Source organism: Algirhabdus cladophorae (assembly GCF_044772865.1).
In the GTDB taxonomy this organism is placed as follows: Bacteria; Pseudomonadota; Alphaproteobacteria; order Rhodobacterales; family Rhodobacteraceae; genus Algirhabdus; species Algirhabdus cladophorae.
Window position 1 is genome coordinate 1,263,955 of sequence record NZ_CP173029.1, and the last position, 19,380, is coordinate 1,283,334.

General features: G+C 56.6%; 17 protein-coding genes and 1 tRNA gene. 6 read left to right on the forward strand and 12 right to left on the reverse strand.

Features of this window, described 5'->3' with window-relative positions:
• Positions 1 to 5: 5 nt before the first annotated feature.
• From glp to ACIRQ6_RS06150, 5 genes are read right to left on the reverse strand one after another with little or no spacing between them, the layout of a single operon-like run.
• Positions 6 to 1,178: a gephyrin-like molybdotransferase Glp gene (gene glp / locus ACIRQ6_RS06130; protein ID WP_420863252.1), complete on the reverse strand. Its 1,173-nt coding sequence runs from the start codon at positions 1,176 to 1,178 to the stop codon at positions 6 to 8.
• A gap of 6 nt (positions 1,179 to 1,184) precedes the next feature.
• Positions 1,185 to 1,655 carry a cyclic pyranopterin monophosphate synthase MoaC gene (gene moaC, locus ACIRQ6_RS06135; protein ID WP_420863253.1) on the reverse strand — a complete coding sequence of 157 codons (471 nt, stop codon included), beginning with the start codon at positions 1,653 to 1,655 and terminating at the stop codon, positions 1,185 to 1,187.
• On the reverse strand, positions 1,652 to 2,470 hold the full coding sequence (gene trpC, locus ACIRQ6_RS06140; protein ID WP_420863254.1) for an indole-3-glycerol phosphate synthase TrpC: 819 nt from the start codon (positions 2,468 to 2,470) through the stop codon (positions 1,652 to 1,654). Before trpC ends, moaC begins: the two co-directional genes overlap by 4 nt.
• Entirely contained in the window at positions 2,467 to 3,486 is a 1,020-nt protein-coding gene (gene trpD, locus ACIRQ6_RS06145) for an anthranilate phosphoribosyltransferase (protein ID WP_420863255.1), read from the reverse strand. Before trpD ends, trpC begins: the two co-directional genes overlap by 4 nt.
• Entirely contained in the window at positions 3,483 to 4,064 is a 582-nt protein-coding gene (locus ACIRQ6_RS06150; RefSeq protein WP_420863256.1) for an anthranilate synthase component II, read from the reverse strand. The genes trpD and ACIRQ6_RS06150 overlap by 4 nt, the downstream gene beginning before the upstream one ends.
• A 138-nt stretch (positions 4,065 to 4,202) precedes the next feature.
• Between ACIRQ6_RS06150 and ACIRQ6_RS06155 the strand changes: the two genes are divergently transcribed.
• Positions 4,203 to 5,777, forward strand: a complete 1,575-nt coding sequence (locus ACIRQ6_RS06155) for a divergent polysaccharide deacetylase family protein (RefSeq protein WP_420863257.1) — start codon at positions 4,203 to 4,205, stop codon at positions 5,775 to 5,777.
• A gap of 9 nt (positions 5,778 to 5,786) precedes the next feature.
• On the opposite strand, the gene trpE is transcribed toward ACIRQ6_RS06155, so the two are convergent.
• The 6 genes from trpE to fabI all read right to left on the reverse strand — a co-directional run bounded on the left by trpE (position 5,787) and on the right by fabI (position 12,474).
• Positions 5,787 to 7,295 carry an anthranilate synthase component I gene (gene trpE / locus ACIRQ6_RS06160; RefSeq protein WP_420863258.1) on the reverse strand — a complete coding sequence of 503 codons (1,509 nt, stop codon included), beginning with the start codon at positions 7,293 to 7,295 and terminating at the stop codon, positions 5,787 to 5,789.
• Positions 7,296 to 7,301: 6 nt separating this feature from the next.
• The gene (locus ACIRQ6_RS06165) at positions 7,302 to 9,143 is read right to left on the reverse strand and encodes a SurA N-terminal domain-containing protein (RefSeq protein ID WP_420863259.1); all 1,842 of its coding nucleotides are present in this window, start codon (positions 9,141 to 9,143) and stop codon (positions 7,302 to 7,304) included.
• Between the two features lie 75 nt (positions 9,144 to 9,218).
• Positions 9,219 to 10,409, reverse strand: coding sequence for an aminotransferase (locus ACIRQ6_RS06170; RefSeq protein ID WP_420863260.1), 1,191 nt, complete (start codon positions 10,407 to 10,409; stop codon positions 9,219 to 9,221).
• A gap of 50 nt (positions 10,410 to 10,459) precedes the next feature.
• Positions 10,460 to 10,960, reverse strand: coding sequence for a xanthine phosphoribosyltransferase (gene gpt, locus ACIRQ6_RS06175; RefSeq protein ID WP_420863261.1), 501 nt, complete (start codon positions 10,958 to 10,960; stop codon positions 10,460 to 10,462).
• A gap of 93 nt (positions 10,961 to 11,053) precedes the next feature.
• Positions 11,054 to 11,674: a LysE family translocator gene (locus ACIRQ6_RS06180; protein WP_420863262.1), complete on the reverse strand. Its 621-nt coding sequence runs from the start codon at positions 11,672 to 11,674 to the stop codon at positions 11,054 to 11,056.
• The gene (fabI, locus tag ACIRQ6_RS06185) at positions 11,671 to 12,474 is read right to left on the reverse strand and encodes an enoyl-ACP reductase FabI (RefSeq protein ID WP_420863263.1); all 804 of its coding nucleotides are present in this window, start codon (positions 12,472 to 12,474) and stop codon (positions 11,671 to 11,673) included. The genes ACIRQ6_RS06180 and fabI overlap by 4 nt, the downstream gene beginning before the upstream one ends.
• Positions 12,475 to 12,627: 153 nt before the next feature.
• Here fabI and pdxH point away from each other — a divergent pair, with 153 nt between their 5' ends.
• The 4 genes from pdxH to ACIRQ6_RS06205 all read left to right on the forward strand — a co-directional run bounded on the left by pdxH (position 12,628) and on the right by ACIRQ6_RS06205 (position 14,490).
• A complete protein-coding gene (pdxH, locus tag ACIRQ6_RS06190) occupies positions 12,628 to 13,230 on the forward strand; it encodes a pyridoxamine 5'-phosphate oxidase (protein WP_420863264.1) in 603 nt (200 codons plus the stop codon).
• Positions 13,231 to 13,334: 104 nt separating this feature from the next.
• Complete coding sequence (locus ACIRQ6_RS06195) at positions 13,335 to 13,865, forward strand: cold-shock protein (protein ID WP_420863866.1); 531 nt, start codon at positions 13,335 to 13,337, stop codon at positions 13,863 to 13,865.
• Positions 13,838 to 14,326 carry a DUF192 domain-containing protein gene (locus ACIRQ6_RS06200; protein WP_420863265.1) on the forward strand — a complete coding sequence of 163 codons (489 nt, stop codon included), beginning with the start codon at positions 13,838 to 13,840 and terminating at the stop codon, positions 14,324 to 14,326. The genes ACIRQ6_RS06195 and ACIRQ6_RS06200 overlap by 28 nt, the downstream gene beginning before the upstream one ends.
• Before the next feature lie 87 nt (positions 14,327 to 14,413).
• Positions 14,414 to 14,490, forward strand: a tRNA-Pro gene (locus ACIRQ6_RS06205).
• A gap of 3 nt (positions 14,491 to 14,493) precedes the next feature.
• Here ACIRQ6_RS06205 and ACIRQ6_RS06210 read toward each other — a convergent pair.
• A complete protein-coding gene (locus ACIRQ6_RS06210) occupies positions 14,494 to 14,955 on the reverse strand; it encodes a hypothetical protein (RefSeq protein WP_420863266.1) in 462 nt (153 codons plus the stop codon).
• A gap of 545 nt (positions 14,956 to 15,500) precedes the next feature.
• Between ACIRQ6_RS06210 and ACIRQ6_RS06215 the strand changes: the two genes are divergently transcribed.
• Complete coding sequence (locus tag ACIRQ6_RS06215; protein WP_420863267.1) at positions 15,501 to 19,181, forward strand: vitamin B12-dependent ribonucleotide reductase; 3,681 nt, start codon at positions 15,501 to 15,503, stop codon at positions 19,179 to 19,181.
• Positions 19,182 to 19,380 lie beyond the last annotated feature (199 nt).

Genomic DNA, 19,380 nt, shown 5'->3' on the forward strand with positions numbered 1-19,380 from the left:
ATTGTTCATATTTCGATAACTTCTACGATTTCGCCTATGGCGCGCGCAGGATCGAATGGGGGGCGTTTGATCAGACAGTTGGCCTGTGCAAAGACACTCAATAAAGCGCTGTCTTGACGATCAAAGGCCTGAACTTTCTGATCTTTGTGATGCCCTCGCATATAGTGCGCGCGAGGTCCGTTCGCGTTCAAAGCGGCGGTCAGTGGCAGCAAGCGTGTTGTGACATTTGGTGCCGGATCGCCAAGCATTTTGCGGATCATTGGTTCCAAAAAGAGCTTGCCACAGACCAGAGCCGAAACTGGATTTCCGGGCAGGCCCAGCAAGGCACCGTTTTGAAAATGTCCTGCCATCAAAGGCTTACCCGGACGCATGGCTATCTTATAGAAGGCCCTTTGCAGCCCGTGCGCCTCAGCCACAGCGCCGACCAAGTCATGATCACCCACAGAAGCGCCGCCCACGGTGACGGTAATGTCAGCACCTTTGGCCTGCGCGAACGCTTGGGATAGGCTGGCGGGCGTGTCGCGTGCGATGGGTAAAAGGCGCGGGTTCGCCCCGGCAGACTGGCACATTGCGGCCAAGCCAAAGACGTTGGAGGCTACGATTTGATCCTCATTTGGCACTTCACCGGGCATGACCAATTCATCGCCTGTGGCCAATATCGCCACAGTAGGGCGTCGGTAAACAGTGACCGGAGAAATGTTCATAGCCGCTGCAAGCGAAACTTCGGCAGGGCCGATCATGCAAGGGGCTGGCAAAACGTCACCAACTTTAAAATCGGCCCCTAAATGCCTGATATAGTGTGATGTATCGTGGTTCTCGGATAAGGTGATGACGTCGTTCTGGCGCGTTACATCCTCTTGTATCAGGATCCGGTCCAAACCGTCGGGCACTGGTGCGCCGGTAAAAATACGGATGGCTTGGCCTGCGCCCACGGTGCCGGAAAAGCCGTGGCCCGCAGCAGCCTCGCCGATCACGATAAACTGTGCGCCTGCACGAACTTCACTGTTGTGCACTGCATAGCCGTCCATGGCGGAGGCGGAAAAAGGCGGCTGATTGCGCGTGGCGATTGCGTCTTTGGCCAATGTACGACCGATGCTGTCGCGCAAGGGGACGACTTCGGTGGAGGCGGGTTCTACCAAACCCAAAACCAGTTCCAGCGCCTCTGCGACACTTAACATTGGCCGCTAGCCTTCGAACCGGCCGGATTTTCCGCCGTCTTTTAGTGTCACGCGAATGCCGCCGATTTCCATTGTCTTTTCAACGGCTTTGGTCATGTCGTAGACTGTCAGTGCAGCGGTGCTTACAGCCGTCAACGCCTCCATTTCCACGCCGGTTTGACCGGTGGTTTTCACTGTGGCTGTGACACGCACGCCGGGCAAGTCCGGATCAGCTACAAGGTCGACAGCAACTTTGGTGATGGGCAAGGGATGGCAGAGCGGGATCAGCCGCGCGGTTTCCTTTGCCCCCATGATGCCCGCCAAGCGCGCGACGCCCAGCACATCGCCCTTTTTGGCAGTGCCGTCGGTGATCATAGCCAAGGTGGCAGGTTGCATTTTGACAAAACCCTCAGCCACGGCGATACGCGATGTGACGGCTTTGTCCGAGACATCGACCATATGCGCGTCGCCTTTGGCATCAAAATGCGTGAGGCTCATAATCCGCCCCCGGCCGAGGTCAGGGGATTGCCGATCAAGGCGCGGGTGGCCGCTGCCACATCGGCCTGACGCATCAGGCTTTCGCCGATGAGGAAACTACGCGCACCATATTGGGCCATGTCCGCCAGTTCTTCTGGGGTCGTCAGGCCACTTTCGGCAACGATTGTGCGATCTGCAGGCACCAAGCGGGACAAAAACCGCGTGGTGTCCAGTGTCACGTCAAATGTTTTGAGGTTGCGGTTGTTGATGCCCATCAGCGGCGACTTGAGCAGACAAGCCCGTTCCAATTCAGCCTCGTCGTGGACTTCCAATAGCACATCCATGCCCCATTGGGTTGCGGCGGCCTCCAGTTCCTGCGCCTGGGCATCGCTGACTGAGGCCAAGATGATCAAGATGCAATCGGCATGCAGCGCGCGGGCTTCGGCGACTTGGTAGGTGTCGTACATGAAATCCTTGCGCAAAGCGGGCAGGGAGGTGGCAGTCCGCGCTTCGGTCAAAAACGCATCGGCCCCTTGGAACGATGGGGTGTCGGTAAGGACCGACAAGCACGCCGCCCCACCGGTTTCATAGGCTTTGGCCAATTCGGCCGGTTCGAAGTCCTCACGGATCAACCCTTTGGAAGGGCTGGCTTTCTTGATTTCAGCGATCAATCCGTAGCCCGTGCGCGAGGCCTCTTGCAATTTGCTGGCAAACCCGCGTGTTTCTGGGGCAGCTTGGGCAGCAGCCTCGACATCGGCGAGGGGGGTCGCCGCTTTGCGTTGTTCAATTTCGTCCAGCTTGTAGGCTTTGATTTTGTCTAGGATTGTGTCGCTCATGCGGCCCCCGTGGTGATACGTGCTAACTGATTAACTTTGGCCTTGGCGGCCCCACTGTCGATGCTTGTGCGGGCCATTTCAACCCCGTCTTTAAGGGTGCTGGCGCGATCTGCCACGACCAAAGCCGCAGCGGCATTCAGCAGCACGGCGTCACGATAGGCGCCTGTTGCGCCGTCCAACAGGGCCGCAAAGGCCACGCCGTTTTCCTCGGGCGTGCCACCAAGGATGGCCTCAAATGGGTGTGGGGCCAGACCTGCATCTTCGGGATGAACCTCGTGGTCGGTGACCGTGCCATTGGCCAGCTCTGACACCCATGAGACGCCCGAAATTGCCAGTTCATCGGTGCCATCGCTGCCGTGGACCAGCCATGCAGCCTCGGACCCCAAATCCAGCAAAGTTTCGGCCATGGGGCGGATCAAATCACGCGAAAACGCACCGGTGAGTTGGCGTTTTACACCGGCAGGATTTGTTAGGGGGCCAAGGATGTTAAAGATCGTGCGCGTACCGAGTTCCGCGCGCGTCGGCATGACGTGGGCAATGGCCGGGTGGTGCATGGGGGCCATCATAAAGGCGATCCCAGCTTCGGCCAGAGCGGCCTCGACCACATCGACGCCGACCATGACGTTGATGCCCATCTGTCCTAACGCGTCTGCAGCGCCAGATTTCGAGCTAAGGTTGCGGTTGCCGTGTTTGGCCACAGTCACGCCCGCGCCTGCCACAACAAAGGCGGTTGCGGTTGAGATGTTCAGCGTGCCTTTGCCGTCGCCACCGGTGCCCACGATGTCCATGGCCCCGTCAGGTGCCTTCACTGCGTTGCATTTCGCCCGCATCACCGCAGCGGCCGCGGCATATTCATCCACCGTTTCGCCACGGGTGCGCAGAGCCATCAACAATCCGCCGATCTGGCTGGGGGTGGCATCGCCGTCAAACAAGATGCCAAAGGCGACCTCGGCCTGTGCACGGGTCAATGGCCCTTCGGCGGCGGCATGGATCAGAGGTTTGAGCGCGTCACTCATGCGGGCACCTTCATTTCGGTCAGGAAGTTTTTAAGTAAGGCATGGCCATGTTCGGAGGCAATAGATTCAGGGTGAAACTGGACCCCGTGAATGGGCAGGTTGCGGTGTTGCAGACCCATAATCGTGCCATCCTCCAGTTCAGCGGTGATCTCGAGATCGTCAGATAACGTGGAGCGGTCTACAACCAATGAGTGATAGCGCGTGGCCTCAAACGGGCTGGGCAGTCCTTTGAACAGGCCTTTACCAGTATGCTTCATTTGGCCCATTTTACCGTGCACAATTTCATGGCAGCGCACGATGTCGCCGCCAAAGGTCTGGCCTATGGTCTGATGGCCCAAACAGACGCCCATCAAGGGTGTGCGGGTTTCCGCCGCTGCCTGTGTCAGCGCCAGACAAATACCCGACTGATCCGGGGTGCCGGGGCCGGGTGACAACAAAATCGCATCCGGCCGAAGGGCCATGGCCTGCTGCACATCCAGCGCGTCGTTGCGCTTGACCAGAACGTCCGCGCCCAGTTCCCCTAGATAATGCACCAGATTGTAGGTAAAACTGTCGTAATTATCGATCAACAGCAGCATGTCTTTGCTCTTTCCTGCTTTGGCTTAAAAGAGGGCTACCACCACCCCCCTTGGTCAGAGTATAGATGTTCAGGGATGGCGCTTGGCGTCAAGGGCGTTAGCCCTATTGAAAAGGGTTTAAAGGACCGAATCTAGCCGGTGTTTAAAGGTTTTTTAGCGGGCAGTTTTTTAGGGGCATTGGTCTCGGCTTTGGCGGTTGTGCTGATGTCGGTGATTTCTGGACCCGTGGTTGCCCCGCCTGAGCCCCCCACAGATGCCGTGAATGAACCTGCTGGGACACCTGCGCCAAATGACCAAGCCTTGGCCACACCGCAGGAGACTTTGGCCCCCAGTTTGGGCGAGTCCGGGGCGATCCCGCAGCCGCAACCAGATGCAAATATGGGCGGTGATGTGGATACAGCGCCAGCGGCACGGCCGGCCACAGGCACCGTAGACGCCAATCCCAGCCAACCGCAAAGCCCGGATGCAAGCCAAGTGGCCACAGTGCCCGATGTCGAGCCGATCTTGCCTAATCCGCAAGCCATGGCGCCAAAAGCCCCAGTGATTGAAGCGGCCCCAGCACCGGACACTGCGCCGGCGCTTTTGCCCCAGCCCGTGGCCCCCGTGACTGTGGATGTGGCCCCAAGTGAGGGCATTCAGACCGAACCACCTGTGCAGCCTGAGCAACCTTTGGTTGTTGCTGAGGCAGAGCCAAAGCCAGAGCCGGAGATGGTCTTGGCGGAAGAAGCCCCTGAGGTTGAAGCAGCACCAGAGGTGGTGGTGGCAGAAGAGGCGCCAGAACCGGAAGCAACCCCAGAGGTCGTTGTCGCCCAAGAGGTGCCAGCGCCAGAGGATACGTCAGAGGATATGGCAGAAGAGCCGGGGCCTGCTGCCCCAACTGATGCCCAAGAGGAAACGCCAGCGCGGCCCAACAATCGATTAGCACTCAGCACGGAAACCGGTGGTTTGAAAGACCTTGCAACTGGTGTGCGGGTCAATCGCTTGGGCCAATCAGCGCCCGAGCCTGCGTCGGACCCTGAACAAAGCACCTCGACCGGGCCAGCTTTGGTCGAATTCGCCAGCGCCTTTGAAAACCCCGAGGCAAAGCCGTTGATGTCGGTGGTGTTGATCGACACAGGTAGTTCGGCCATTGGTCCCGAAGCCTTGCAGAGCTTTCCCTATCCTTTAACCTTTGCTGTTGATGCCTCCGATCCGGCGGCAGCAGATCGGGCAGGCACCTATCGCAAGGCAGGCTTTGAAGTTGTCATGCTCAGCAATCTGCCCCGCGGTTCTGCGCCGTCCGACGTAGAGGTTGCCCTAGAGGCCTATAAAACCGCTGTTCCCGAGGCGGTGGCCTTGTTGGAATTGGGGGAATCCGGGTTTCAATCCAGCCCGGCTGTGATGTCACAAGCCGTAGCAAATCTGAAATCTACGGGCCATGGCTTGGTGACGGTCTCCAGTGGCCTGAACGGGGCGAGCCGTGTCGCCGATCGCGCCAGCGTGCCAAACACTGTGGTGTTTCGCGACCTCGACAGTGAGGGGCAAGACGCAACGATCATCCGCCGTTTTCTGGATCAGGCCGCATTCAAAGCCGGCCAAGAGGATGGTGTGGTTTTGCTGGGCCGGCTGCAGCCCAATACTGTATCTGCGCTGATCCTATGGGGCGGCCTCGAGCGGGCCAAACGCGTGGCCCTTGCCCCTGTTTCCGCCATTTTAAAAGGTGATACGCCTTAAACGACTGGCTTAGTTGCCAGCCGGATCAAAGCGCGCGGCATCCCGTGCAGCCTTGCGGATCGCGTTGGATTTATGCACGGTCTCTTGATATTCAGCCTCGGGATCGCTGTCGTAGACGACGCCACCACCGGCCTGAATATAGAGCTTTTCATCCTTTAACACAGCGGTGCGCAGGGCGATGCACATATCCATGTCACCATTGGCTGCGAAATAACCGCAGCCGCCCCCGTAGACGCCGCGCTTTTCTGGTTCCAGCTCGTCGATGATTTCCATGGCGCGCACTTTGGGTGCACCGGAGACAGTGCCTGCGGGCATGCCCGCGAAAAACGCACTCAGCGCGTCTTGGTCATCGGCCAATTCGCCCACCACGTTGGACACGATGTGCATCACATGGCTATAGCGTTCGATGATGAATTGTTCCGTGGGTTTCACGGTGCCAATTTTCGATACGCGACCTGTATCATTGCGCCCCAGATCCAGCAGCATCAGATGCTCGGCCAGTTCCTTTTTATCGGCCAGCAGATCGGCCTCAAGCGCGCGATCTTCTGCTTCGTCCTTGCCACGGGGACGGGTGCCCGCGATGGGCCTGATCGTGACCTCATTGCCAAAAACGCGCACAAGGATTTCGGGACTGGCCCCGATGACCTGAAAACCGCCGAAATTGAAGTAGAACATAAACGGCGAGGGGTTGGTGCGCCGCAAACTGCGATACAGAGCAAACGGCGGATGTTTGAAACTCTGGGTCCAGCGTTGCGAGGGAACCACTTGAAAGATGTCGCCTGCGCGAATGTAATCTTTCGCTTTTTCAACGGCTTGCAGGTAGGCGGGTTTCGAGAAGTTAGACACAGGCGGCGTGTCAGGCTCTTCGTCGCCCAAGGCGCGGCTTTCACTGGGCATGGCCCGCTCCAGATCGCGCAGGGCGTCGCTGACGCGTTCGGCGGCTTGGGCATAGGCCGCTTTTGCCGACAGGCCCGAGGTGACCCAGGCGGGCGAGACGATGATCACATCGCCTTTGACCCCGTCAAGAACCGCAACCACCGTGGGGCGCAGGAACATGCCATCGGGCAGGCCCAATGGATCGGGGTTCACGTCTGGCAAATGTTCGATCAAGCGCACCGTGTCGTAGCCCAAATAGCCAAACAGCCCCGCCGCAGCCGCAGGCAGATCCAAGGGCATATCAATGCGGCTTTCGGCGATCAGATCGCGCAGGCTTTGTAGCGGATCCGCCTTCTGTGCCACAAAGGCATCAGGATCAAAGCGCGCGGTGCGATTAACTTCGGCCAAGGTGCCATTGCAGCGCCAGATCACATCGGGTTTGAAGCCGACCATGGAATATCGCCCGCGGACCTCGCCACCGGTCACAGATTCCAAGACAAAGCTGTCTTTGCCCGCCTCTGACAGCTTGAGCATCAAAGAGACTGGCGTGTCCAAATCCGCCGCGATACGGCTATAGACCAGTTGGTTCTTGCCCGCCTCATATCCGGCGGCAAAGGTTGCAAAGTCAGGTGTCAGGGCCATCAGCGATCACTGGAAATTCAAGTGCACGGCATCAAGGGCCGTTTGATTGATACGGATGTCCTCGCGGGTTTGGATCCCGTTCGAGAAGGCTTGCAAGATGTCTTGCGCCAGATCCTGACTGGCCCCACCAACAATGGCGTTGCGCAGGGCAAGGATCTCGTTGTTGGTCTCGTCTGGGGGCAAAATATCAAGGATATGCACCAGCACCAGTTGATCGTTCTCAGTGACGATACGGGCCTCGTTCTGCTCCATTTCAAAGACTTCGCTCATCAGATTAATCGGTGTGCCGGGGATAACATCGTCACGGGTCATATCTTGTTCAATCGTCGCGGTGAGGCCAAGGCTGGCCATATCGACGCCGTTTTCCAACGGCGCGATCAGGCCCTCGGCCACGTCAGCGATCCGCGCGAGGGTCTCGGAGTCTTGCCATGCAGCACTTACGGCATCGCGCACGTCGTCCAAAGGTTCCAGTGCCGGGGGCACAACGTCGTCTAACCGCAGGGCAAAGATGCCACCATCGTCCAGTTCGATCAACTCGGGAAAGTCATCGGTTGTTGCCGCAAGGGCTGCCTGACGGAAGGCTGCATAGCTGGCCAGAGGGGCCTCAAAGTCTGCATGCCAGTCCATCTGTTGGAGCGTCATGTCGGTCTCGTCCGTGACCTCTTCCAAGGTGGCACCACCCGCCAGCAGATCGTCTACTTCGCGGCTTAGGTTGTTGATCTGGCGGCGCGCCATGTCGCCTGCAATTTCGCGGGTCAGGTCCGTACGGGCGTCTTCAAGCGTCACGTTTTGGGCCAACAGAACCGCATTCATCCGGTAAAGGGCAGGCCCCAAGTCCGAGGGCAGGGGGCCAACCACGCCGGGATCTTCAAGGGCAAATATCGCGTCACCCGCTGCCCCAAGATCGGCTTGGGTCATGTCGCCCATATCGATGTCGGCCAAGTCCAAACCGCGTTCAGTGACCAGCGCCTCAAACGTCAGCTCGCCTGCGTCCAACCGGTCTTTTGCTGCTTGTGCTGTCGCCTCATCATTCAACACCAAGCGTTCGACCAAACGGCGTTCGGGTTGCACAAATTCGTCGATCCGGTCTTGGTACAGCTCGGCCAGATCTTCGTCGGCTACGTCAATTTGATCCAATAGATCCTCAGGGACCAGAACGGCAATCGTCAGTTTCTTGATCTCGGGCGTGGTAAAGGCCTCAGGGTTTGCTGTGTGATATTCCGTCAGATCAGCCTCGCTGGGGGTGCCAACAGGCTGTGCCAACAGGCTGGCATCCAGCGGGGCCCAGATGAAATTACGCCGCGCGCCAAGGTAGTTAAACAAAGTGTTCTCATATGTGGGAACTGTTGCGAAACCTGCACCAACGGCACCTTGCAGCAGCGTACGCGTTGCATCTTCGCGGATCTGCGCCTCAAACGCTTTGATGCTAAGGCCCGAGCGACGCAGGGTCTCATCATAGGCCTCGCGGTCAAAGTTCCCGTCAAGACCGCGGAAGGCGGGCACATCCAGCACGCGGCTGCGCACCTCGGCGTCGCCCACTGACATGCCCAAACGTTCGGTTTCTGCATCCAACGCACGGCTGGTGACCAAACGGCCCAGAACAGTGCGATCAATGCCGATGGCCTGCGCCGTTGCAAAAGGAATGGGTTGACCGGTTTGTGCAGACAAGGCGCGGATCTCGTTTTGCAGATCGCGTGCGTAGCGTTCCACTGTGATATCTTTCGAGCCGACGCTGCCGATGGTGCGGATGTTGTTGCCAAACCCACCAGACGAAAAGCCCATCAATCCGACAATCAAAAGACCCAGAATGATCCAGACAAAAATGTTGCCGCCTTTGAGTTTGAACATCGTCCCGTTCCCGCCTTGTCTGTCTTATCTGATCAGTCTTATCTGGTCAGTCTTTTTGCGTCATGTCGGACAGGTTTAGGCTGGATTGTGAGGGGGGGCAAGACCTGCAAGACGCGCAAACAAGGTGTTGATCCCGTCGCGATCAATATTGGCAAAAGCGATCCGCAATTGGCCTGCGCCAGCAGGGTCGCCGTCTGGTTGAAACATTGTGCCCGGCAGGACCAAAACACCGGCCTCGCGCACCAACCAAGGGGCCAGTTGATCCGATGGCAGATCAAAGGGATGGGCGACATAGGCAAAATACGCGCCAACGCCCAGCAGCGACCAACCTTTGGCAGCCAGCGGGCCAAACCCTTCTTCGATCGCGGCGCGGCGGTCAAGAATTTCCAAGCGTTCTCCGGCCAGCCAATCGCTTAGGTTTTGCATGCCCCAAAGCGCTGCGCGCTGACCCAGCTGATTTGGGCAAATTGCAACTGTGTCGAGGAACTTTTCGGCCTCGGCCAAAAGGCTGGGGCTGGTAACAACTGCGCCCACTCGATGCCCCGTCAGGCGGTAGGCCTTGGAAAAGGAATAAAGCTGCACCACTGTTTCGTCCCAGCCGTCTTGTTGCAACAGCGAATGCGGCGCGCCGGTTCGGCTGTCAAAATCGCGGTAAGTCTCGTCAATGATCAGCTTGATCCCATGGCTGCGCGCCAACTGATAAAAGGCCAAAACCAAATCTGCAGGATATTCAACACCTGCCGGATTGTTCGGCGTGACCAATGCAATGGCGCGAGTCTTGGGTGTGATCAGAGCCGCACACTCCTCGACCGAAGGCAACAATCCAGCGCCACAGGGCAAAGGCACGGAGGCTATGCCAGACATGTCCAACCACATTTTATGATTGAAATAATAAGGGGTTGGCAGAATAACTTCATCCCCTTCGTTGGCGATGGCTGTAATCACCGCGCTAAAGGCCTGATTGCAGCCGGAAGTGATCGCCACTTGGTCGGGGGACAGGCTCGCCTCATATCCCGCGCTAAACTGTGCGGCAACTTCGGCGCGCAGTTCTGGCAAGCCCAAGACGGGGCCATAAAGATGCGTCGCATCATCTTCTAAAATCATCTGCGCCATGGCTGCCCGCATCGCAGGCGGGGGCGGATCAACCGGGGCCGCTTGGCTTACATTGATCAGGGGCTTGGTCTCAGAAAACACCACCCCGTCCAACCAGCGCCGCGCCTCCATTACTGGGGGGGCAAACGTCGTTTGGGTGCGAGAAAGGCTCATGAGCGGCACATCCTGTTTCTTTTTTCCCTAAATACACAAATCCTTACGGATCAAGTCCCGCGATACGGCTCGACATATTGTAGTGCCATATCCCACGGGAAGAAAATCCACGTGTCCTGACTGACGCCAGTAATGAAGGTATCAACCATCGGCTCGCCCTTAGGTTTGGCATAGACCGTGGCATAATGGGCGTTGGGATACATCTGGCGCACCAATTCTAAGGTTTTGCCGCTGTCCACCAGATCATCAAGGATCAGCACGCCGGTGCCGTCGCCCATAAGCTGGGCATCGGGGCTTTTTAAAACTGATGCCGCGGATTGGCTTTGGTTGTCGTAGCTTTTGACACTGATGGTATCAACTGTGCGCACATCCAACTCGCGTGCTACGATCATGGCTGGGGCCATACCGCCACGGGTGATCGCGACAATCGCCTTCCACGCGCCATTATCCGGACCTTTGCCATCCAACCGCCACGCCAGTGCGCGGCTGTCGCGATGGATTTGATCCCAGCTGATGTGGAACCCTTTCTCGTGGGGCAAACGGTCGGTCATGTAGTGGTCCTTTTGTAACACAACGTCATTGACGAATTTTTATAACGGCGCGGGGGCACTCGCAATCCCCAACCTCCCCTAAGCCTGAAGCGGTCAGGAGGAATGCGACGCCAGCAACCGAACGCCCAAAGCCCCCATAATGACAGCCGCGCTGCGATCCAAAACAGCCTTCGCTTTGAGGAATGTTGCACGGGCCGGCGCTGTAGATAATGCAAAGGCCAAACCTGCATAGGCGACGACCTCGATGACAAAGTGATTGGCCACGATCAAAAGACTGTCGGTTACGCTTAATCCAGCGGGAAAGATCACGGCGATCACGGCGCCAGCAAACAAAACCGACTTGGGGTTCGCCAAATTGACCAACATCCCAGATGTAAATGCCTTGTGCGTCACGGCTGTCTCGGTGACGTTCAAAGGTGTGTCCGCCCCGCGCCACATGCCGTAAGCGAGATACAATAAATACACAGCACCCCCCAACTTCAACGCCCCGTAAAGCCATGGGATCACCGTAAACAAGGCCGCCAACCCCATCAGAGCCGCCGCCGTCCACACTGCGGCCATCGTGGCAAGGCCTAAACCGGTTTTTAAACCCGCTTGTCTGCCATGGATCAGAGCCGTGCGGGTGGCCACAAGAAAGGCAGGGCCGGGGCTTGCCAAGGCCGCCAGCAAGGTCGCGTTAAAGGCTACAATTTGAACCCAGCTTAAATCGCTCACTTGCTCATATCCGGCGCATCAACGGCCTTCATGCCAACCACGTGGTAGCCTGCGTCCACGTGCAGGTTTTCGCCCGTGGTGCCGCTGCCCAGATCAGACAGCAGGAACAGGGCGGCTTTGCCCACGTCTTCGGTGGTGACATTGCGGCGCAGGGGCGAGTTGTATTCGTTCCATTTCATAATGTAGCGAAAGTCCCCGATGCCCGAAGCGGCCAGAGTTTTGATCGGGCCTGCAGAGATTGCGTTGACGCGGATGCCGTCCTTGCCCAGATCTTCGGCCAGATATTGCACTGATGCCTCCAAAGCGGCTTTGGCCACCCCCATGACATTGTAGTGCGGCATAACCTTTTCGGCGCCATAATAGCTGAGCGTCAGGCATGATCCACCATTGGTCATCATCTTTTCTGCCCTCTGCACAACAGCTGTGAATGAGTACACAGAGATGTCCATCGACATGGCAAAGTTGCCGCGACTGGTATCCACATACCGTCCGCGCAGCTCATTTTTGTCGGAAAATCCGATGGCATGCACAATAAAATCCAATGTGCCCCAACGTTCCTTGAGCGCCTCGAAGAGCGCGTCGATTGAGGCCTCGTCGCCGACATCGCACGGCACCACCAAATCCGAGCCTAACTGTTGCGCCAAAGGCTGTACGCGCTTAAGCAGAGCGTCCCCTTGATACGAAAAAGCCAGCTCAGCGCCTTGTTCTGCACAGGCTTTTGCAATGCCCCATGCGATAGATTTGTCGTTGGCAAGGCCCATAATGAGGCCGCGCTTTCCTGCCATAAGTTGTGTCGTCATACTATGTCCTTTGGACCTGTCCCAAGGTCGTTTGTGCATTTTTTCATCGGTGTAAGCCAATCCGCAGCGCCTCACAAGACTTGCAACCACTGCTACAAGGGGTTGCCTTTAAGGTAACCTGAATTTACCGATCAGATAACACGTGAGGATTCGATGCAGCGCGACGGTATATTTGCAGGGGAAAACCCGTTTGAATTGGCAAAGTCTTGGCTGGCTCTGGCTGAGACAAACGAGGTGAATGATCCAAACGCAATTGCCTTGTCGACTGTAGACGCCAGCGGCATGCCCAATGCGCGTATTGTCCTTCTCAAAGACATCGAAGACGATGCGTTTGTGTTTTATACCAACTATACCTCTGCCAAAGCCCAAGAATTGGACCAAGCCGGCAAAGCGGCCTTTGTGATGCATTGGAAAACTCTGCGTCGGCAGGTGCGCGCCCGAGGTATAATCGAGCGTGAAAATGGCCCGGCTGCAGATGACTATTATAACAGTCGCTCGCTGAACAGCCGGTTGGGGGCTTGGGCCTCGGACCAGTCTTCGCCTTTGACGTCACGGGATGAATTGACGGCGGCTTTCGACGCTGCCAAAGCCCAACACGGCGATGCGCCAACACGGCCACCCTTTTGGGGCGGGTTTCGGTTGCGACCTTTAGAATTGGAATTTTGGGCCGATGGTGCACATCGCTTGCATGATCGGTTTCAGTGGCGACGTGCCAGCCTAGAGGCGCCTTGGGACGTGACACGATTGAACCCGTGACTTTGGTTTGAACGACTTTAAACGGTGCTTGCAGTACGCAAGAGTTTGCAAAAATGACAAGACGACTGCACCCGGTGGGGGTGTTGAGCGTCGAATGGATGACTATGGACGAGAATACCCTGAACGAGGCGTCAGCCCTAACCGGGTTGGTAAAGTGGTTCGATCCTTCAAAAGGGTTTGGATTTGTTGTGGCCGACACTGGTGGGCCTGATATCCTTTTGCATGCCAATGTACTGCGCAACTTTGGTCAAAGCTCCATTGCGGATGGTGCGCGCATAGAGATCCTCGTCAATTCAACGGAACGCGGTGTGCAGGCGGTTGAAGTTCTGTCCATTGAACCGCCAGTGACAGAACACAGCGCAGGCTTAGAAGAATTGGATCATGCGCCCGACGGGGCCGTTTCGGGGCCGCTATTGGCGGCGCGGGTCAAGTGGTTTGACAAAGGCAAAGGATTTGGCTTTGCAAATATCTTTGGAAGCGACGATGATGTGTTTGTCCATGTGGAGGTCTTGCGCCGGTCGGGTCTTGCGGACTTGCAACCAGGCGAGGCTGTGGCCCTTCGGGTCACTGATGGACAGCGCGGAATAATGGCAACCGAGGTAACCTCATGGGACGTGGCCGTCAAAAAGGACTAGCTTTTGCGTTTTGGCTGGCCAGCATCGGGGCCGCTTTTGGTGAAAACTGTGCACAAGATCACGTCGATTTGCGCGGCGATTTTGGCACTGTCCGGTTTTCGGTGGAAATTGCCGATGATCCTGTCGAACAGGGGGTAGGGCTGATGAACCGCCCCAGCATGCCCCAGTTTTCCGGCATGTTATTTGTCTATTCAGACGTTAGTGAAGTGGCGTTTTGGATGAAGAACACGCTGATCCCATTGGATATGTTGTTCATAGATGAAACTGGCGTGGTGCAACGCATCCATGAAAACGCAGTTCCGCTGGATCTGACCTCTATTCCTGCTGGTAGCCCGGTTCTGGCGGTGCTTGAGATCAACGGTGGGCTAAGCGCGAAACTGGGCATTACAGAGGGCAGCGAGCTGCGCCATCCGGCCTTTGCGGGCTACGGGCCTGCGTGGCCGTGTGAGAACCAGCCGTAAAACTTTCAAAATCCGCGTAAATTTTGAAAAAACCCCGCGCTGGGGGCTTTTCTTTTCTGACAAGGGGCGCTAATCGGAGGCTCTGTTCGGGGCGTGGCGCAGCCTGGTAGCGCACCTGTTTTGGGTACAGGGGGTCGTAAGTTCGAATCTTACCGTCCCGACCAGTTTTACGGCGCAGTCTTCAAAAGACTGCCGCCAGATCCTTCCAGCAATCGATCAAGATTTTTCCGCAGATCCGGGTCTGCGAATTTTACGTGTATGGTCGGTCCGCTGCGTTGTGGCACATCCAGATAAAACACGGCCTTTGCCAGATAACCCTGAGGGTTCTGATCTGCGCTAAATTCCAATACGTAGCGGGGCAGGTCGTCCAGAGTGCCATCATAAGCCAGGATAATCTGCGCCATAACTGTGGGCGGCGGTAAAGCCTCGCAGCGCAGTTTGGTTTTGGAGGTTCTGATCAAAGTCTCATAGGGACGGCTACACGTTGTTTCCGCAGCCGTAAACAGAACGCCGGGATAATCGGAGAATTGCGCAAATGCAGTCGAGGGATTCTGTCGGGCCAATTGCGTATCTTGTGTCGTACAGCCCGCAATAGATAGAAGTGCCACTACATATAGGGATCGTTTCATGGGCAAGAATCCTGAGATTTGCAAAAATTGGGACTGAATTGGGCGCGCGTGAGGTTTTAATCAGTGGTGTGGATAAGTTTTTTTATCTGGGCGTAAATTACCAGCCTTTTGTGATCTGCGTTGAGATTGTAACGGTTTTGTGTAGCCATTTTCCTAAACTATGATGGCTAACTATGCCGAATTGAATGGATTTTTTAGGCTCTTAATCTGTCCTAACAAAATCTTAATTTTACACCCCAAAAAGTTAAGAATCGTGGAGCATCGTTCGCGCTTGGAATTGATGTCCTGCGTCAACCGAAATTAGGCGGAATTTTTCTAAAAATTGGATTGACGCTTTAGGGTCATATACGTCAGGTTGTGCAAGTCGATGATGCACACACAAGATGTGGTGGTCGACAGGGACAGGGATAGTTTAGCAGACTTCACTTAAACGGTTACGCGTTTGATGGCGTTTTGCGGGATTTCTTTGCCCGAAGACTTAAAAAACCGTGCCGCGTTGAGGCGGACAGAACAGACTATTCAGGGTTAACCAAGAGGCACTCCTTATGAAGATTGAACGCGCATTCACCAAAGCTGGCTCCGACGCCTACGCTGATTTGAATTTCGTCTCCACAGCATCCGAGATCCGCAACCCGGACGGCACAATTGTGTTTCGCCTGGACGATGTCGAAGTGCCGGATAGCTGGAGCCAAGTCGCCAGCGACGTGATTGCGCAGAAATACTTCCGTAAGGCAGGCGTTCCTGCAGCCCTCAAGCGCGTCAAAGAAAAAGGCGTTCCTGAGTTTCTGTGGCGGTCCGTTCCTGACGAGGATGCGCTGGCTAAGCTGCCCGAGGACCAGCGCATGGGGGGCGAGACATCGTCGAAGCAGGTTTTCGACCGTCTGGCAGGCGCTTGGGCCTATTGGGGCTGGAAAGGTGGCTACTTCACCACAGAGGCTGATGCACAGGCTTATTTCGACGAAATGCGTTTTATGCTGGCAGCACAACGCGCAGCACCCAACAGCCCACAGTGGTTCAACACTGGTCTGCACTGGGCCTACGGTATTGACGGTCCCGCCCAAGGGCACCACTACGTAGACTACAAAACCGGTGAGCTGACAAAATCCGCCTCGTCTTACGAGCACCCGCAGCCCCACGCCTGCTTTATCCAGTCCGTGTCGGACGATCTAGTAAACGACGGTGGCATTATGGACCTGTGGGTTCGCGAAGCCCGGTTGTTCAAGTATGGCTCCGGCACTGGCACGAACTTCTCCAGCCTGCGGGCAGCAGGGGAAAGCCTGTCGGGCGGTGGCAAGTCATCTGGCCTCATGGGCTTCCTGAAAATCGGTGACCGCGCAGCGGGGGCGATCAAATCAGGTGGCACAACGCGTCGTGCGGCTAAAATGGTCATCGTCGACAGCGACCACCCGGATATCGAAGAGTTCATCAACTGGAAGGTCCTCGAGGAGCAAAAAGTTGCCTCCATCGTCGCCGGTTCCAAGATGCACGAAGAAAAGCTGAACGCGATCTTTGCCGCGATCAAAGCCTGGGATGGTGCCGAGGCTGATGCCTATGATCCCAAAGTTAACAACGGCTTGAAGGATGCAATTAAAGCGGCCAAGAAAGTTGCGATCCCAGAAACATACATCAAACGCGTGTTGGATTACGCCCGTCAGGGTCACACTAGCATCGAATTCCCCACCTACGACACGGACTGGGATTCCGAGGCCTACAACAGCGTGTCCGGCCAGAACTCCAACAACTCGATCCGCGTGACCGATGCCTTCCTAAAGGCGGTTGAAAACGATGCAGATTGGGAGCTGATCAACCGCGTCGACGGTTCAGTGACCAAAACCATCAAAGCCCGCGATCTGTGGGAACAAGTGGGCCACGCTGCATGGGCCTGCGCCGATCCAGGCATCCAGTACCACGACACAGTCAACGCGTGGCACACATGCCCCGAAGACGGTGCAATCCGCGGCTCGAACCCCTGTTCCGAGTACATGTTCCTCGACGACACCGCTTGTAACCTTGCCTCGATGAACTTGCTGAAGTTCTTTAAAGACGGCGAATTCCAAGCTGAAGACTACATGCACGCCTCGCGTCTGTGGACTGTCACGTTGGAAATCTCGGTGATGATGGCGCAGTTCCCATCCAAGGAAATCGCACAGCGGTCCTATGACTTCCGCACATTGGGCTTGGGCTATGCAAACATCGGTGGCTTGCTGATGAACATGGGCTATTCCTACGACAGTCCCGAGGGCCGTGCCCTGTGTGGTGCCCTGACAGCCATCATGACGGGCGTTGCCTATGCGACATCTGCCGAAATGGCAGGCGAATTGGGCCCGTTCCCGGGGTACGCCAAAAACGCCGAGCATATGCTGAAGGTGATGCGCAACCACCGCACGGCGGCCTACGGCAAAACCAATGGCTATGAAAAGCTGGACATCAAACCAGTGGCTTTGGATCATATCAACTGCCCCGACCAGCGTTTGATCGCTTTAGCAAAATCTAGCTGGGATGAGGCCCTGACATTGGGCGAGGCCAACGGCTACCGCAACGCGCAATCCACAGTGATCGCGCCAACCGGCACCATCGGTTTGGTCATGGACTGCGACACCACAGGGATCGAGCCTGACTTTGCTTTGGTCAAGTTCAAGAAACTGGCCGGTGGCGGGTACTTCAAAATCATCAACCAGTCGGTTCCGGCTGCTTTGGAAACTTTGGGCTACGGATCGGCGCAGATCGAAGAGATCGTCAGCTACGCCGTGGGCCATGGCACCATTGGCAACGCACCGGGCATCAACCACACGTCCTTGATCGGTCATGGCTTTGGCCAAAACGAGATCGACAAGATCGAAGCGGCACTGCCCTCGGCCTTTGACATCCGTTTTGTGTTCAACCAGTGGACTTTGGGCGAAGAGTTCTGCACCAAAACCCTTGGCATCCCTGCCGAGAAGCTGAACGATCCGACGTTTGATCTGCTCCGGTCGCTGGGCTTTACCAAAGCCGACATTGATGCCGCAAACGACCACGTCTGCGGGACAATGACGCTGGAAGGCGCGCCATTCTTGAAAGACGAACACTTGTCTGTGTTTGATTGTGCCAACCCATGCGGCAAAAAAGGCAAGCGGTTCCTGAGTGTTGACAGCCACATCTACATGATGGCCGCAGCCCAGTCGTTCATTTCCGGTGCGATCTCGAAAACGATCAACATGCCAAACGATGCAACGATCACCGACTGCCAAAAAGCCTACGAGCTGAGCTGGTCTTTGGGTATCAAGGCTAACGCGCTCTACCGTGATGGTTCCAAGCTGTCGCAACCACTGGCCGCGGCCTTGGTGGAAGACGATGACGAGGCAGCGGAAGTTCTGGAAAGCGGCAACATGCACGAGAAGGCCGCCGTATTGGCCGAAAAGATCGTGGAAAAGGTTGTGGTCAAAGAGATCATCAAATCCCACCGCGAGAAAATGCCAGAGCGCCGCAAAGGCTATACTCAGAAAGCCATCGTCGGCGGTCACAAAGTGTATCTGCGCACGGGCGAGTACGAAGACGGCGCTTTGGGCGAGATCTTTATCGACATGCACAAAGAGGGCGCAGGCTTCCGTGCGATGATGAACAACTTTGCGATCGCGGTCTCTGTAGGTCTGCAATACGGCGTGCCGCTGGAGGAATTCGTTGATGCGTTTACCTTCACACGGTTCGAGCCTGCAGGCATGGTCCAAGGCAACGACAGCATCAAGAACGCCACGTCGATCCTCGACTATATCTTCCGCGAATTGGCTGTGTCCTATTTGGATCGCACCGATCTGGCGCACGTCGCCCCAACCGGCGAAAGCTTTGACGAGTTGGGTCGCGGTGAGGCCGAAGGTGTGCGCAACTTTGATGAAGTCTCCGACACGGCGGCCAGCAAGTCCTTGGAAGTGCTCAAACAGATCAGCTCGACCGGCTATTTGCGCAAGCGCGTCCCACAAGAGCTGACTGTGTTGCAGGGCGGCATGCAAGGCATGGCCACGGGCACCGATCCAGTGGCTGTCTTGGAAACACTGGTGCCCGAGATCAGCACATCTGGCTCAGGCTCGACCTCGGCCATCGCCTCGGGCGCTGTGACCATGGACAACCGCACCAAGGCCAAGATGCAGGGCTATGAAGGTGATCCATGTGGCGAATGCGGCAACTACACATTGGTGCGCAATGGCACCTGCATGAAATGCAACACCTGCGGTGGAACATCCGGGTGTAGCTAAGCAGATCCGTCCCCCGTGCGCGGGGGGCAGACCGACGTTCAGGCCGCAGGCAGAATACCGGGCGGTACTAATGATGAGCTTGAACGGCGAAACTAATAGCGGGGCTTCGGCCCCGCTTTTTTTCTGCTCGATTCTTTCATTGGACTGCGCTGGTTCTTGCGCAAAGGCCACTACATTTGCGGCGTAGTCTGGCTGGTCC